Origin of the sequence: Nonomuraea montanisoli (assembly GCF_013363975.1) — a bacterium.
Lineage (GTDB): Bacteria > Actinomycetota > Actinomycetes > Streptosporangiales > Streptosporangiaceae > Nonomuraea > Nonomuraea montanisoli.
Genome location: NZ_JABWGN010000024.1, coordinates 1 through 14,633, shown reverse-complemented (window position 1 = coordinate 14,633; position 14,633 = coordinate 1). Strand labels below are relative to the sequence as shown.

Genomic DNA, 14,633 nt, shown 5'->3' with positions numbered 1-14,633 from the left:
GGCTAGTATTGGGCACGGCCGAAACCAAAGGAGCGTCATGCCGATCGACCGGCGACCGCTGCGCGAGCAGATCCGGGAAGAGCTGCTGGGCAGGCTGGACCGGGGCGACTTCGCCGCGGGCACCGACATCAACGAGGTCGCGCTGGCGGCCGAGCTGGGTGTCAGCCGCACCCCCCTGCGAGAGGCACTGATCACGTTGGCGGGCGAGGGCGTCCTGGAGAGCACCCAGGGGCGCGGATTCCGGTTCGCCCCGGTGAGCAGGAAGGAGTTCAGGGAGCTCTGCGAGATCGTGGCGGGGCTGGAGGCCCTGGCCCTCGACCGCTCCGACCCGGCCTACCTGCGCGAGATCGCGCCCGAGCTGCTGCGGCTGGCGCGCGACTTCCCCGACCGGATCGCCGAGCAGCACGTGATAGAGCGTCATGACGACGAGTGGCACGACCTGCTCGTCAGCGGCTGCCGCAACGAGCGGCTGATCGACCTCATCACCAGCGTCAAGGCGGGGCTGCGCCGCTACGCCCACCTGCTGGCGGGCGACGACACGCCGCTCGAACGCGAGGCGGCCGAGCACTGCCAGGTGGCCGAGCTGCTCATGGCCGGCGACCGGGCCGCGGCCGGCCAGGCGTTGCGCGACAACTGGGTCAACGGCATGGAGCGCATGATGTCCCGCATCCCCGCCTCCTGACCCGAGCCCCGGCCGGGCCCATGCGCGCGCCCGAGCCCGGCCGGGGCGTCAGAGGGACGTGTCGCCCAGATCGACCAGCACCCGGCGCAGCAGGGCCGCCAGCCCGTCGCGGTCGCCCTCGCCCAGCGCCGCGAGCAGGCGCGCCTCGTCGGCCATGTGCAGCGCGATCACCTCGTCGCACACCTCCACGCCGCGCCGCGTCAGGCCGACGATGACCGACCGGCGGTCGGCGGGGTCCCGGACGCGCTCGACCAGCCCCTTGGCCTCCATCCGGTCGATGCGGTTGGTGATCGCCCCGGACGTGACCATGGTCTCCTTCAGCAGGGCGCCCGCGCTCAGCTCGTACGGCTCGCCGGAGCGGCGCAGCAGCGCCATGACGTCCCACTCGCCCTTCTCCAGGCCGTGCCGGGCGAAGAACTCCCGCAACTGCTCGGCTCGTGGGCGCACACCACCGGACCGCGCGACCGGTTCAACTTCACCTTCTGGGCGCGACCTGTGCGCCACCGATTTCGGCCTCTACAAGCGGTTCATGGCGTTGCAGGGCTTCGTGCCGCGCGTCCTGGACGGCTGGGGCCACGAGGGGCCGGCCGCCGCGCAGAACGACGCGTGGCCCGCGGGCGTGGACAGGCAGATCGAGGTCTGCCTCCAGGTGGACCTGCGCGAGCGGCTGTCCCGCGTCGTCGCGCCCACCCTGGTCGTCGGCTTCACCGCCGACGAGATGGTGCCCGTCGACGGCTCCCGGCAGCTGCACGCCGGCATCAAGGACAGCCGGCTGGTCGAGATCGAGGGCGAGGGCCACATGGACTGGTTCGCCGACCCCTCCCGGATCATCGGGCTGACCCGCGACTTCATCACCGCCTGGGGAGCTGGTCATGACCTATCCCAGCCCCCGCTCCTTCGGGGAGACCGGCGAGATCAACGCCTCCTTCCGGCCCGCGACCGCGACGCCCGACCTGGTCACGGGCGGCGGCGTGTACCACTACCTGGCCACCACCGCCTCCACCGACGGGGAGTTCGGCCTGTACCGCGTCGACATGAACGGCGCCCCCGGCGGGCCGAGCCCGCACATCCACCGGACGATCTCCGAGTCGTTCTTCATCCTGTCCGGTCGCATGCGCCTGTTCGACGGCGAACGCTGGGCCGAAGCCACCGCGGGCGACTTCCTCCACGTCCCCGTCCGCGGCCTGCACGCCTTCCGCAACGACTCCGGCGAGCCGGCCTCGATGCTCATGCTGTTCGCGCCGGGCGCGCCGCGCGAGGGCTGCTTCGAGGGCATCACCGAACTGGCCGGGCTCACCGACGAGGAAGGCACCCGGTTCTTCGTCGAGCACGACAGTTACTTCACCGACATCGGCACCGGCCCGCAGGGCGGCTTCACCCGCACAGCCTGAGCGCTCCTCCCCGGGCCCGAGCTCTCCCCCAGGACCCGCGCCGGAAGGAAGCCGCCGTGCCGGATGGAAGTCGCTACGCCGGAAGGAAGTCGCGCACGAGCGCGGCGACCGCGTCCGGCCGCTCGGCGACCATGTTGTGGCTCGCGTCCACCTCCTCGACCCGGATGTGGGGCGGCAGTCCGGCGAGGTCGCGCCGCACCCCTCGCCGGAAGGCCGCCATGAGCTCGCCGCCCGGCATGCCCGGCGGGTCCTGCGTGGGGATCACCACCAGCGCGGGGCAGGCGACCCGGCGCAGCAGCGGGATCGTGTCGCGGAACTCCGGCGCGTACCGCACCGCCGTCAGGAGCTCCGGGCCGGGCCGGGCGTACGTCTCCCCGTCCCGCTCCACCAGCGCCCTGGCGGGGAACATCGCCCGGGCCTCGGCGGGGAGCGGGCCGCCCATGGCCGCGGCCTGCGCGTCGAACACGGCCTTCAGCTTGGCCAGCTCCTCGTCCCGCGCGGCCGGGTCCATGCCCGGGTAGGCGCCCGGGTCGTTCTCGGCCGACCGCAGCCCGTCGAGGTTCACCACGCCCGGGCAGCCGGGACGGCGCAGGGCCCACTGGACGGCGAGCATCCCGCCGAGCGAGTGGCCCACGATCGCCGGCTCGCCGAGGTCCAGGCTCCGCACCACGGCCTCGACGTCGTCCAGCACGCGCTCCCACGCCCACGGCCCGTCGCCGGACCGGCCGTGGCCGCGCAGGTCCATGGCCACGGCCCGGCGGCCGCCCAGGTCGAACCCGTCCCAGGCGTCCAGCGTGCCGCCGAGCCCGTGGAGGAGGAGCACCGGCCGGCCGTCGCCGCCGTGGTCGCGCACGGCGAGGGGGATCTCGTGGTCAGTGATGGTCATGTCGTGCGGCATGGCGCTCCTGAGGTCGGTTGAGTCGTTCCTGGATGGATCGGGTGGTCACCCCTCCGTCGGGGTGCCGGTCGAGCTTGGCCCGTCTGACGAGGTCGTGGACGCCCTGCCGGGTGATGCCGAGCATCGCCCCGGCGGTGGCGAACGACACCGCGTCCCGGCCCGGGTGGCCGGCGCGCCGGGCCACCGCCCTGCCGAACGCCGTGCCCCACCACGCGTCGGGCGGGTCGAACGGGCCGTCGCCGGGGTAGAGCGCCGCGATCAGCCGCGCCGCCGCGCGGACCGCCGTCCGCTCGTCGGGCCCCAGCAGTTGCGCGGCCCACACCTCGGCCTCGATCCGCAGGCGCTCGCGAACCGGGCCGACGGGGTCGCCGTCGCCGAAGAGGATCTCCAGCGGATCGACGACCCGCCGCTCGACCAGCGCGGCCAGCTCCCCGGCCAGCGCGACGTGCTCCCCAGTCGTAGTCACTTGACAGATGATAGCAAGTACTTGCTCTCGAACGTCAAGTAGCCGTTCTCCCCGACCCGGGAACCGGACGGCGTCTCCGCCGCGATAGAGGGAGATGTGCACCGATTCCTCGCCCGGCGCAGGGAGCCCCCGCCGATCGGGCCCGACAGTGACGACGCCGACCTCCTCCAGGCCGTGGCCGCGGAGCGGACCGAGGCGCTGAAGATCCTGCACCGGCGGCACGCGCCCTGGCTGCGGGCCCGGCTGGCCCGCCGCTGCGCCGACCCCGGTCTGGTCGACGAGGCGCTGCAGGACGCCTTCGTGGCCGTCTGGCGCGGCGCCCACCGCTACCGCCCCGCGCACGGGGACGCCGCCGCGTGGATGTGGACGATCGCCGTCCGCCGGCTCGTCTCGCTGCTGCGCAGGAGCGGGAACATCCCCGAACCGGGCGGCCTGCCGGACCACGGGTTCGGCGCGGCGGGCGGGGTCACCGAGTCGGCCGAGGACGCCGTCCTGGTCGGCGTCGAGCACGGCGATCTCGGCACGGCGCTGGCCCGGCTCTCCCCCGACCTGCGGGCCGCCATCCAGGCGACCGTCCTGGACGGCCTCACCGTGCGCGAGGCCGCCCGCCTCCTCGGCGTCCCCGAGGGCACCGTGAAGACCCGCGTCATGCGGGCCAAAGCACAGCTCAGGGGGTTCCTGGCGTGAGCGCTGTCTGGCATCCGCCCGCCGACCTGGTGCGGCGTTACGCGACGGGCGGCCTCGATCCCGTCCAGGTCATGTCGGTGGAGGCGCACATCGCCCGCTGCCCCCGCTGCCGCGCGGCCGTGCCGTACGAGGAGGAGTGGCTGGGGGCGGCCTGGGAGCGGATCGAGGACGTCGTGGACCGGCCGCGGCCGGGACCCGGCACGCGGCTCCTGGTCCGGGCCGGGGTGCCGGAGCACACGGCCCGGCTGCTCACGGCGACGCCGTCCCTGACCCGCGCCTGGCTGGTGGCGGTGACCGCCGTGCTGGCGTTCGCGGTGGTCGCGGCCCGGGTCACCGCCGGCGATCCGGACGTCCTGCTGGCCTTCCTGGTGGTCGCGCCGGTGCTGCCGGTGGCGGGGATCGCGCTGGCCTACGGCCGTCCTGTCGACCCCGCGTACGAGCTGCACGCCGCCACCCCGATGGCCGGGACGCGGCTCTTCCTGCTGCGGGCCGTCGCCGTGCTGTCCGTCGCGTTCGCGCTGACCGGCGCGGCGACGCTGCTGCTTCCCGGGCCGCTCGGGCTGAGCGCCGCCTGGCTGCTGCCGGCGCTCACGCTCGGCCTCGCCCTGCTGGCCCTGTCGGGCCGCCTGCCGCCGCTCCTCGCGGGCTCGCTGCTCGCCGCCGGGTGGTTCGCCGTGGTCCTGGTCTGCGACGGCACGCTCCATGACCGGTTCCTGCCGTTCCATCCGGCGTCCCAGCCCCTGTACGGCGGCGCCGTCCTCGCCCTGCTCGTGCTCATCCGCCTGCGGCACCGCCGCCTGATCCTGGGAGAACGCCGGTGAACGCCACCGTGGAGATCCACGCGCTGACCAAGCGCTTCGGCCGGACCACCGTGCTCGACCACGCCGGCCTGCGCATCGGGCCCGGCGTGACCGGGCTGCTCGGCCCGAACGGCGCGGGCAAGACGACCCTGCTGCGTTGCCTGGCCACCACCCTGGCCCCGGACGGCGGCCGGATCACCGCCCTGGGTCTGGACCCGGCCCGGCGCGAGCAGCGCACCGCGCTGCGCCGCCGCCTGGGCTACCTGCCGCAGGACCCCGGCTTCTACCCGCACTTCACCGTCTTCGAGCTGCTCGACTACGTCGCGATCCTCAAGGAGCTGACCGACCGCGCGCGGCGCCACCGCCAGGTGCGCCGGGTGCTGGAAGAAGTGGAGCTGACCGACCGCGCCCGCGCGAAGGTGCGCACGCTCTCCGGCGGCATGAGGCAGCGCCTGGCCCTGGCGCAGGCGCTGCTCGCCGACCCGGAGCTGCTCGTCCTCGACGAGCCCACCGTGGGCCTCGACCCCGAGCAGCGCATGCGCTTCCGCGCCCTGGTCTCCCGGCTCGGCGAGGACCGCACCGTGCTGCTGTCCACCCACCAGACCGAGGACGTGGCCGCCCTGTGCGACCACGTGGTGGTGATGGCCGGCGGCGGCGTCGTGTTCGACGGGACCCCGCGCGGCCTGGCCGAGGTCGCGGCCGGGAAGGTGTGGATCTGCGACGAGCCGCCCGCCGGGGCCGTGCTCCGGTGGCGGACGGCCGAGGGGCGGCATCGCGTCGTCGGTGAACGTCCCGCGGGCGCCGTGCCGGCCGAGCCCGCCATCGAGGACGGCTACCTGCTGCTGCTCGGCGCACGGGCGAAGGCCGTGGCATGACCGGGCGGCGCCCCGCGCGGCCGTCCCGGGAACGGCAGACCGGAGACAGGGCGGACGAAGGGTTGACCGGAGGGCGGCCGGCCGAGAAACGGCAGGCCGGAGGGTGGCCGCTCGGGAAAGGGCCGGTCGGAGGGTGGCCGGGCGCACGGGCGTTGTTCGCCTTCGAGCTGCGCCGGGCGCTGCGCAGCCCTCTCCTGTGGGGCGCGGCCGTCCTCTGTCTGGCGCTGCGGCTGGTGGCCGTGTGGGAGTGGCTGCCCGACCAGACGACCGACCCGGTGAGCATGTCGGGGGCCATGCTGCTGCTCGCCGCGGCGGCGCTGCTGACCGCCCACCTCGCCGTCGCGCGCGACCGTCGCCCGGGCGTGCCACAGGCGCTGGCCGCGCTGCCCGGACGTGCCGCGGCGCGCACCTCGGCCGCCGCCGCCGCGGTCGTGGCCGCCGGGACCGGGATCGCGGTCCTGGTGATGGCGCTCTACCTGGCGATCCGCGCGGCCATGGGGCCGTCGGCCGGGACGTTGGACCCCTTCGAGGCGCTGGCCGGGATCCTGTCGGTGCCGTTCGCCGCCGCCCTGGGCGCGGTGCTGGCCCGCTGGGTCCGGTGGGCGGTCGCGGCGCCGCTGGCGGTGTTCCTGGTGGGCGCCTTCACGTACCTGAACGGCAACCAGAGCGGCTACGGCGACTGGTTCCTGCCGGTCGTGCTGTTCCACGGCCCCGACTGGCCCGGCCGGCCGTCGGGACTGCACGTGCTCTACCTGCTGGCGGCGGTCGCGCTGATGGGCGCGCTGGCGCTGCTGCGGCACGGACGGCGGCCGGCGAGGCTGGTCGCGGCGCTGGCCGCCGCGGCGGTCGCGGTGCCCGCCGGAGCCGTCGCCTCCGCACGGGCGCCCGGCGCCGAGGTCAGCACCCTGCGGTTCCCCGCCGGGCAGGCGCGACCCGAGCGGCTGCCCGCCTGGGTGCGCGAGCGCTACCTGGCGCCGCGGAGCCGGCACTGCGAGCGGCACGGCCCGCTCACCTACTGCGCCTTCCCGGGCTACGAGCCGTGGATTCCGTCGTGGGTCGCGGCGGCCGGCCCCGTCGCGGAGGCGCTGCCCCCGCGCCTGCGCGACCGCCTGCCGGTCGTGCGGCAGTGGGCCGAGAGCTGGGCCGCGTACGACGACCACGACGCGGCCTCCGTCAGGACGTTCATGGTGTGGGGCCGCGCCGGCACCGGCGACGACCACCGCGCGGTCCTCGCCGCCGACCTGATCGACCAGGTCACGGGGCTGGGGCGGGCGAACCCCTCGGCGCGGGAGAGCTGCGACGCGCGCGGCCAGGCGCGCACGCTCGTGGCGCTGTGGCTGCTCGGACAGGTCGTGCCGCCCACCCTGCCGCAGGACCGGCAGGTCCAGATCGGCGGCTCCTCCTATGCCGCGGGGCCCTTCCCCCTCGGCGTCCGGTACGGCTCCGCCGAGGTGGGGTACGCGCGCCGGCTGCTGGCCTCGCCCACGGCGCGGGAACGCGTCTGGGCGCACTGGGACACCCTGACGGACCCGCGCAGCGGCATCGGCGAGGCGCTGCCGCTGCTCGGGCTGCGTCCCGAGTTCGCCGCCGAACCCGTGAAGGGGCGGCCATGCTGATGATCCGCCTGATCAGGCCGGTGACGCGGGCCCTCGACTGGATCCCCCTGCTCCTGTCCGGCCTGCTGGTCGTGCTCCTGGTCAGCGTGATCGACGCCGGCTCCTCCCTGGGGTCCGGCACCGCCCTCACCCTGCTCAGGACGGCCGGACCGCTGCTGGGCGCCGCCGCCGGCTTCACCGTCCTCGACGAGATGGCCGCGAGCACCGCCGCCAGCCCGGTCCCCCGCGTGCTGCGCCACCGCATCCGCTACGCGGCCGGCGCCCTGACCGCCGGGGCGTGCTGGTCGGCCGCGTGCGCGATCGCGGTGGCGCGGCTCCCCGCCGGCGCCGTCCTGCGGGTCCCGGGGATGGCGGTGGAGGCCGCGGCCTGCGTCGTGGCCGGTCTGCTGGCGGCCACGGTCGCCGCGCGCCGGTACGAGGGCAGGACCGCGGCGCTCGCCGGGACGGGGGCGCTGGTGGCGGTGTTCTCGGTCACCCTGGTCCTGCGCGGGCCGTACTGGCCGTGGCTCTACCCCGGCGAGCCGGCCTGGGAGAGCGTGCACCTCGGCTGGGCGGCGGCCCTGGCGCTGCTGCTGGTGGCGCTGGACGTCGCCGGCCAGGGGCCACGGAAAACCCGTTGAGCTGGACATAACACGATTTGTCGCCGCAGTGCTCTAGTGTCCCGGGCAGTTGATCAGCCCGAGCGTGGAGTGAGCGGACATGACGTACCTGGAGCTGTCGGAGGACGACGGCGGCGCGCACAAGTTCTACGAGGTGACGGCCTCCGGCACCCAGGTGACGATCACGTACGGACGCATCGGCGAGGCCGGCCAGACGAAGGTCACCGGCTTCCCGACGGAGGCCAAGGCGCAGGCGGCGGCCGACAGGAAGATCGGCGAGAAGACCCGCAAAGGGTACGCGCCGGCCGTGCGCGGGGTGCGTCAGCGCCGGGCGATCACCCGCCGGTCGGTCACCAGCAGCCGCTCCACCGCCCGGCAGGCGCCGGTGCTGTGGCGCTTCGCCAGCGGCGCCGCCGCCTTCGGCGTCTTCGTGGACGCCGAGCGCTGCTGGGTCGGCAACCAGCGCGGCGACGTCTACACCGTCGCCCACTCCGGCGCCGTCACCAACCGCTTCCGCCTGCCCGACGGCGTCAAGTGCATCGTCGCCGACGACTTCTGGATCTACGCCGGGTGCGACGACGGCCGCGTCTACGACCTCAGCGGCAAGGTGCCGCGCTCGGCGTACGAGATCGCCGCCGACGTGGACATCTACTGGCTGGACATCCGCGACGGCATCCTCGGCGTCTCCGACCGGGACGGGCGCATCACCACGATCGACTACGAGGACGAGTTCCAGTGGGCGCGCACCGGCCGCGGCGGCTCCGCCTGGATGGTCCGCTGCGACCACGACGCCGTCTACCACGGACACTCCAACGGCGTGGCCCGCTACGACGCCTCCGACGGCTCCCTCGTGTGGGAGAACAAGGAGGCCGACGACGTGCTGTTCGGCTGGCAGGAGCGGCACTCGGTGTACGCGGGCACCGCCGGCAGGGCCGTCTACCGGCTGGCCAAGGGCGACGGCCGCACCGAGGCCGTCTACCGGTGCGACGGCTACGTCTACTCCTGCGCCACCTCCCCCGACGGCCGGCACGTCTTCGCCGGCGACAACCACTCCTCGGTCTACTGCTTCGACGCCTCCGGCGAGCGGCTGTGGAAGCTCGGCACGGGCTGCGGCTCGGCCCTGTCCATGCAGTTCCTCGACGACCGCCTCTACATCGTCACCACCGACGGCACGCTGGCCTGCATCGACGCCAGTGAGGCGGCCATCGCGGCGGCGCGCGAGGGCACGGTTCCGCAGCCGGTGGACGTCAAGGCCGCGGCCACGCTCGCCCCGGTCGAGCCGTCGGTCGCCGTCGAGACCACCACCGAGGCGAGCGGCGGCGTACTGGTGGAGTGCGTGCGGGAAGGCGACCGGCTGCGGGTGCGGGTCTCCACTCCCGGGTACGAGGAGTGGAACGTCCAGTTCCCCAGGGAGATCCGGGAGGCGGGCGCCCGGTACGTCGTGGACGGCGTGCGCCCGTCCGGCCGCGGCGGCTTCTATCGGGCGTACGGCGAGATCCGCCGCCTCGTGTGACCCGCGATCCGCGCGGCCGGACGAGGGCGGTCGCTCACGCGGCGGCGTAGCGGTCGCCGGCCTCGCCGCGGCGTAGCGGTCGCTCACACGGCGGCGTAGCGGTCGCTCGCCTCGCCGCGCAGGCGTCCCGGCGGGAGCCTGCGGCCGTAGGCGACGAGCAGGAGGTCCTGGGCGGCGCCGGTCACCGGCGTGCCGGCGCCGAAGGACCAGTCGAGGTCGTCGGCGAGCAGCCGCACGCCGCGCAGGTCGGCGCCGAAGAACCGCGCGCCGCGCGGGGTGACCTGCTCCAGCAGCAGGCGTACGCGCTCCTCGGGGACCCGGCGATCGACCCCGGCGGCGACGGTGATGTCGAGGCCGTGGACCACGTCGTGGCCGAGCGCGGCCGGGAGCCCGCCGACCGGCGGCCGCCAGGGGTGGTGCGCGTTGTCGCGGATCGCGGCGACCAGGTCGGCCGTGGACATGGCGGCGGCGTCCAGGCGGGCCCGCCGGTCGGTCATCCGGTTCATGCCGCCGCCCGCCTTGACGAGTTCGAGCGCCATCCTGGGCAGCGAGAGGCGGAAGCCCAGCGACATGTGCGCCGCGACCTCGCGCACCCGCCACCCGGCGCACAGGCTGGGCGCCTCCCACAGCTCGGGCGGGAGGTCCTCCAGCAGGTCCGCCAGTTCCCGGCGTTCGGCTGCGATGGCGGCGACGACGTCCATGGTGGCGCTCCTGGGGTCGAGGGAGATCTCATAACGAGATTACGGCAATAATAGGATTATGAGAGTAACAAGGGCGGAGGCCAAGGAGCGCAACCGGCGGGCGCTGCTGGAATCCGCGCGTCAGGTCGTCGCCAGGGACGGCCACCGGGCCAGGCTGGAGGAGATCGCCGAGCTGGCGGGGCTCACGACGGGCGCCGTCTACTCGCTGTTCGGCAGCAAGGACGGCCTGCTGATCGCGCTGCTCACCGACCATCTCGGCCCGCACTACGAGGATCTGGAGCAGGCCGTCCCTGCGGGGCTCGGCCTCGCGGACGCGGTCGGCGCGTTCGCCCGCCACTACCGCCGCCTCTGCGACGACCCCGACGCGCGGCGACACCTGTCGTTCGAGATCAGCATGCAGGACATGGCGCTGCGCGACCCCGGGCTGGGGCCCAGGTTCGCCGCCTCCGTGCGGGCGCACGAGGAACGGCTGACCGCGCTGTTCGCCGGCCGCGCCCACGACGGGGCCGCGCTCACCCCGCGCCAGGCGCGGCGCCTGGCCACGGCCCTGCGGGGTCTGCTCATCGGCCTCAGCCAGGGGGTCGTCCTGGGCCTGATCGGCCCGATCCCCGAGCCGCACCCCTCCGAGCCGGACGCCTCAGAACCGCCCTCCTCCGGGCCGGACGCCTCAGGACCGCGCCCCTCCGGGCAGGACGCGGGCGAGGAGGACGCTTCCGAGCGCTACTTCTCCGACGTCGCCCGCGCGCTCATCACCCCGCCCGTGCTCGGTCCCCCCTGACGCGTCCCGGGGAATGCGCTCCCCGAGGCGCCGCCCTCAGGGTCCGGCCAGTCCGGGCCTGGTCAGTCAGGGCCTGGTCAGGGGGATGATCCTGCGGAGCTTGCCGCCCGGCGACTGCTGCGGCGGCTCCTCGGCCCGTTCCAGTGTGACGTCCCCGGCCCGGTGCTCGGTGAGCAGGTGGGCGATCTCGCCGCGCACCGTCGCCCACACGGCGTCGGCGTCGGCGCCGTCGCCGACCCGCAGGCGGACGCGCAGGGTGGTGGGTGCGGTCTGGACGATCTGGAACCGCTCCACGCCGGGCGCCCGGTCCAGCAGGGTGCCGAACAGCATGGGCGAGACGCTCACCTGCTCGCCGTCGCCGGCGGGGAAGGTGAGCAGGTCGGCGGCGCGGCCCCGCACGCGGATGGCGGGCAGCGGGCTGCCGCACGGGCACGGGTCGGGGCGCAGCACGACGCTGTCGCCGATGTCGTAGCGCAGGATGGGCTGGACCCGGTTGGCGAGGTTGCTGATCAGGACCGTGTGCGACGGCCGGCCGGCGGGGACCGGCCGGTGGTCGGCGTCGACCGGCTCGACCAGCGCCCAGTCGCTGTTGACGTGGTACCAGCCGTGCGCGCAGCCGTAGCTGAGGTATCCGCACTCCGTGGCGGCGTACGAGGCCCGGACCCTGGCCTGGAACGCGGTGCCCAGCCGCTCCAGGGCCTCCGGCGTCGCCGTCTCGCCGCCCGGCATGATCATCGCGGGACGGATGCGCAGGCGGCCGGCCTCCTGCTCCGCGGCCAGTAGCGTGAGCATGCTGAGGAAACCGGCGACGCTCGCGGGGTTGTAGCGGTTGAGCTCGGCGACCAGGTCGGGAAGCGGCTGGTTGATCGGGACGACCCGGAGGATCCGGCCGCTCAGGGGCCTCTCCCTGCGGAACCAGGCCGCCGAGACGACGGTGGAGAAATGGCCGCCGGGCGCGGTCACGATCGCGGTGCGGCCCCCGCGAGCGGCGACGCGGAGCAGGTCGCGGACGCCGAGACCGCCGCCGGCGCGGGACCCCAGCGCGGTGTGCACGGCCATGCACCGCTCGTCCACCACGAACAGGCCGCGCACCCCGCTGGTGCCGGAGGTGGTGGCCACCATGTACCGCCCCAGGAACGCCTCCCCCGCCCGCGCGGGGTCGGCCACGAACTCCTGGACCCGCTCCAGCGTGACCTCGCGGTCGGTGACCCAGTCGTCGAAGCGGGCCATCAGCGCCTTCTTGTCGGTGACCGGGAGCAGCGCCGGGTCGTCGACCCGCTCCGGCAGGCCCTGGTACAGCTCGCGATAGTACGGCGAGCGGGCGCGGGCGTGGGCCACCATCTCGGCCAGCCGCGCGCGCCCGCGCCGCTCGATCTCCTCGGGGCCCTGCCGGACGGCCTCTCGGGCGTCGCGGGCGATCCGCCGGCCGCTTTCGCTCATGATGAACGGGTCCTTTCTCCGGGGTCGCGGGCGCGACACGCCGGCACGGCACGGGTGCCGCCGGGGCCGGAGTCGCGTCCTCGTCAGGGGTTCGCGCGCGCGGGTCCGCGCGCCCGCGTCAGGGAACGCGCATCAGGCAACTCGCGTAAGGGAACGCGGATCAGGAGACCCGCGTCAGGGAACGCACGTCAGGAGACTCGCGTCGGGGAACTCGCGTCGGGGAGCTCCCGTCAGGGGCCTTCGGCGGAGGGCCGCACCGAGAGCAGGCCGCGCGCGGCGACCTCGACGGCGCGCCGCGACGCCTCCCACATCTCGTCCTGCGTGCGGCCGAGCCGGACGCTCTCCAGCGTCGTCTGCTGGATGGCGCCGATCAGGGACCCGGTCATGGCCGCGGCCGTGACCGGGTCGAGCTCTCCGGGGAACGCCTCCAGCAACGCCTCGGCGATCCGCCGCTGGAGGTCGAGCATCACGTACAGCCCCTTGGCCTGGAGGGCCGGAGTGGACATGACGAGCCTGGACCACGCCGACAGCTCCTCGGGCCGCTTCGGGGTGACCTCGGGGCGGCGCCGGGCGGCGTAGTCCTGGACCATCCGGACGAGCACCTCGCCCGGGCCCTCGTCCGGGTGGCGCCGGACGATCGCCCCGAGCAGCAGCTCGTGGATGTGGTCCAGGTCGGCGAACAGCACATCGTCCTTGCTGCGGAAGTAGTTGAAGAACGTCTTGGGGTCGACGTCGGCCGCGGCGGCGATCTGCGCCACCGTGGTCTCCTCGTACCCCTGCTCCGCGAACAGCGCGACGGCCACCATGGCGATCCGCTGCCGGGTCAGCCGCTTCTTGCGCTCGCGTCGCGTCTCTTCCATGACCGAGAATATACGCTCACTAGAAACTTCCAGCAACTGGAAAAATCTATGGGCTGGCACATTCGTCGAAGTGCCGGGGCCGGTCGACGGCCCCGGCCCCCGATCGGGTGCGGGTCAGAAGTCCATGTCGCCGCCGCCGGGCATGGCGGGGGCGGCCGGGGTCTTGTCCGGCTTCTCGGCGATGACGGCCTCGGTGGTGAGGAAGAGCGCCGCGATGGAGGCGGCGTTGCGCAGCGCCGAGCGCGTCACCTTGGCCGGGTCGATGATCCCGGCCTCGAACAGGTCCACGTACGCGCCGGTCACCGCGTCGAGCCCCCGGCCGGGCTCCAGACTGCGGACCCGCTCGGCGACCACGCCGCCCTCAAGCCCCGCGTTGACGGCGATCTGCTTGAGCGGCTCCTCCAGAGCCTTGCGGACGATCGCGGCACCGGTGGCCTCGTCGCCGTCGAGCTCCAGCCTGTCGAACGCCTTGGCGCCCGCCTGCAGCAGCGCCACGCCACCGCCGGGGACGACACCCTCCTCGACGGCCGCCTTCGCGTTGCGAACGGCGTCCTCGATGCGGTGCTTGCGCTCCTTGAGCTCGACCTCGGTCGCGGCGCCGGCCTTGATGACGGCCACGCCGCCGGCCAGCTTCGCGAGGCGCTCCTGGAGCTTCTCGCGGTCGTAGTCGGAGTCGGTGCGCTCGATCTCGGCGCGGATCTCGTTGACGCGACCCGCGATGGCGTCGGGGTCGCCGGCGCCGTCGACGATGGTGGTCTCGTCCTTGGTCACCACGACCTTGCGGGCGCGGCCGAGCCGGTCGAGCGTGGTGCTCTCCAGCTTCAGGCCCAGCTCCTCGGCGATGACCTGGCCACCGGCGAGGACGGCGATGTCGCCGAGCATGGCCTTGCGGCGGTCACCGAAGCCCGGGGCCTTGACCGCGACCGACCGGAGGACCCCCTTCAGCTTGTTGACGATCAGTGTGGCCAGGGCCTCCGCCTCGACGTCCTCGGCGATGACGAGCAACGACCCGCCCGCCTGGACCACCTGGTCGAGCAGCGGCACCAGATCCCGGTTGGCGCCGATCCTGCCGCTGACGACGAGGACGTAGGGATCGTCCAGGACCGCTTCGAGCCGGTCGGAGTCGGTCACGAAGTGCGGGGCGAGGTACCCCTTGTCGAAGCGCATGCCCTCGGTCAGCTCCAGCTCCAGGCCGAAGGCGTTGCTCTCCTCGACGGTGATGACGCCTTCCTTGCCGACCTTGTCCATCGCCTCGGCGATGAGCGAGCCGATCTCGGGGTCGGCGGCGGAGATGGAGGCGGTGGAGGCGATCTGCTCCTTGGTCTCC

Annotated in this window: 17 protein-coding genes; 9 read left to right on the top strand and 8 right to left on the bottom strand. The window is 74.4% G+C overall.

All coding sequences use genetic code 11. The features are described from left to right. The first annotated feature begins 37 nt into the window (after nucleotides 1–37). On the top strand, nucleotides 38–682 hold the full coding sequence (locus tag HTZ77_RS41695; protein ID WP_175595318.1) for a GntR family transcriptional regulator: 645 nt from the start codon (nucleotides 38–40) through the stop codon (nucleotides 680–682). Between the two features lie 48 nt (nucleotides 683–730). Here HTZ77_RS41695 and HTZ77_RS41690 read toward each other — a convergent pair whose 3' ends face one another. Continuing rightward, nucleotides 731–1,129, bottom strand: coding sequence for a MarR family winged helix-turn-helix transcriptional regulator (locus tag HTZ77_RS41690; RefSeq protein ID WP_328809079.1), 399 nt, complete (start codon nucleotides 1,127–1,129; stop codon nucleotides 731–733). Between the two features lie 28 nt (nucleotides 1,130–1,157). Further along, nucleotides 1,158–1,556, bottom strand: a complete 399-nt coding sequence (locus HTZ77_RS47085; RefSeq protein ID WP_235995971.1) for a hypothetical protein — start codon at nucleotides 1,554–1,556, stop codon at nucleotides 1,158–1,160. On the opposite strand from HTZ77_RS47085, the gene HTZ77_RS41680 reads away from it, so the two are divergent. Further along, the gene (locus HTZ77_RS41680; protein ID WP_175595317.1) at nucleotides 1,555–2,073 is read left to right on the top strand and encodes a cupin domain-containing protein; all 519 of its coding nucleotides are present in this window, start codon (nucleotides 1,555–1,557) and stop codon (nucleotides 2,071–2,073) included. The genes HTZ77_RS47085 and HTZ77_RS41680 overlap by 2 nt on opposite strands. Before the next feature lie 73 nt (nucleotides 2,074–2,146). Here HTZ77_RS41680 and HTZ77_RS41675 read toward each other — a convergent pair whose 3' ends face one another. Beyond that, on the bottom strand, nucleotides 2,147–2,959 hold the full coding sequence (locus HTZ77_RS41675; RefSeq protein WP_205304621.1) for an alpha/beta fold hydrolase: 813 nt from the start codon (nucleotides 2,957–2,959) through the stop codon (nucleotides 2,147–2,149). Next, a complete protein-coding gene (locus tag HTZ77_RS41670) occupies nucleotides 2,946–3,437 on the bottom strand; it encodes a hypothetical protein (RefSeq protein WP_175595315.1) in 492 nt (163 codons plus the stop codon). The genes HTZ77_RS41675 and HTZ77_RS41670 overlap by 14 nt, the downstream gene beginning before the upstream one ends. Nucleotides 3,438–3,533: 96 nt before the next feature. Between HTZ77_RS41670 and HTZ77_RS41665 the strand changes: the two genes are divergently transcribed. The 6 genes from HTZ77_RS41665 to HTZ77_RS41640 all read left to right on the top strand — a co-directional run bounded on the left by HTZ77_RS41665 (nucleotide 3,534) and on the right by HTZ77_RS41640 (nucleotide 9,527). Next, a complete protein-coding gene (locus HTZ77_RS41665; protein ID WP_328809078.1) occupies nucleotides 3,534–4,124 on the top strand; it encodes an RNA polymerase sigma factor in 591 nt (196 codons plus the stop codon). Next, nucleotides 4,121–4,945: a zf-HC2 domain-containing protein gene (locus HTZ77_RS41660; protein WP_175595314.1), complete on the top strand. Its 825-nt coding sequence runs from the start codon at nucleotides 4,121–4,123 to the stop codon at nucleotides 4,943–4,945. Before HTZ77_RS41665 ends, HTZ77_RS41660 begins: the two co-directional genes overlap by 4 nt. Continuing rightward, nucleotides 4,942–5,799 carry an ATP-binding cassette domain-containing protein gene (locus HTZ77_RS41655; protein ID WP_175595313.1) on the top strand — a complete coding sequence of 286 codons (858 nt, stop codon included), beginning with the start codon at nucleotides 4,942–4,944 and terminating at the stop codon, nucleotides 5,797–5,799. The genes HTZ77_RS41660 and HTZ77_RS41655 overlap by 4 nt, the downstream gene beginning before the upstream one ends. Before the next feature lie 152 nt (nucleotides 5,800–5,951). Next, nucleotides 5,952–7,415, top strand: a complete 1,464-nt coding sequence (locus tag HTZ77_RS41650) for a hypothetical protein (protein ID WP_175595312.1) — start codon at nucleotides 5,952–5,954, stop codon at nucleotides 7,413–7,415. Then, nucleotides 7,409–8,035 carry a hypothetical protein gene (locus tag HTZ77_RS41645; protein WP_175595311.1) on the top strand — a complete coding sequence of 209 codons (627 nt, stop codon included), beginning with the start codon at nucleotides 7,409–7,411 and terminating at the stop codon, nucleotides 8,033–8,035. Before HTZ77_RS41650 ends, HTZ77_RS41645 begins: the two co-directional genes overlap by 7 nt. A gap of 79 nt (nucleotides 8,036–8,114) precedes the next feature. Next, nucleotides 8,115–9,527 (top strand): WGR domain-containing protein, encoded by a 1,413-nt coding sequence (locus HTZ77_RS41640; protein WP_175595310.1) that lies wholly within the window; start codon nucleotides 8,115–8,117, stop codon nucleotides 9,525–9,527. 83 nt (nucleotides 9,528–9,610) lie between these two features. Here the strand turns inward: HTZ77_RS41640 and HTZ77_RS41635 are convergent, their stop codons facing one another. Continuing rightward, nucleotides 9,611–10,228, bottom strand: a complete 618-nt coding sequence (locus HTZ77_RS41635) for a maleylpyruvate isomerase family mycothiol-dependent enzyme (protein ID WP_175595309.1) — start codon at nucleotides 10,226–10,228, stop codon at nucleotides 9,611–9,613. A gap of 58 nt (nucleotides 10,229–10,286) precedes the next feature. On the opposite strand from HTZ77_RS41635, the gene HTZ77_RS41630 reads away from it, so the two are divergent. Then, entirely contained in the window at nucleotides 10,287–11,006 is a 720-nt protein-coding gene (locus HTZ77_RS41630) for a TetR/AcrR family transcriptional regulator (RefSeq protein WP_175595308.1), read from the top strand. Nucleotides 11,007–11,072: 66 nt separating this feature from the next. Here the strand turns inward: HTZ77_RS41630 and HTZ77_RS41625 are convergent, their stop codons facing one another. From HTZ77_RS41625 to groEL, 3 genes are all read right to left on the bottom strand, one after another. Further along, complete coding sequence (locus tag HTZ77_RS41625; protein ID WP_175595307.1) at nucleotides 11,073–12,446, bottom strand: phenylacetate--CoA ligase family protein; 1,374 nt, start codon at nucleotides 12,444–12,446, stop codon at nucleotides 11,073–11,075. A gap of 230 nt (nucleotides 12,447–12,676) precedes the next feature. Next, nucleotides 12,677–13,306: a TetR/AcrR family transcriptional regulator gene (locus tag HTZ77_RS41620; protein ID WP_175595306.1), complete on the bottom strand. Its 630-nt coding sequence runs from the start codon at nucleotides 13,304–13,306 to the stop codon at nucleotides 12,677–12,679. 114 nt (nucleotides 13,307–13,420) lie between these two features. Beyond that, on the bottom strand, nucleotides 13,421–14,633 hold a 1,213-nt coding region (gene groEL, locus HTZ77_RS41615), incomplete at its 5' end, for a chaperonin GroEL (RefSeq protein ID WP_175595305.1).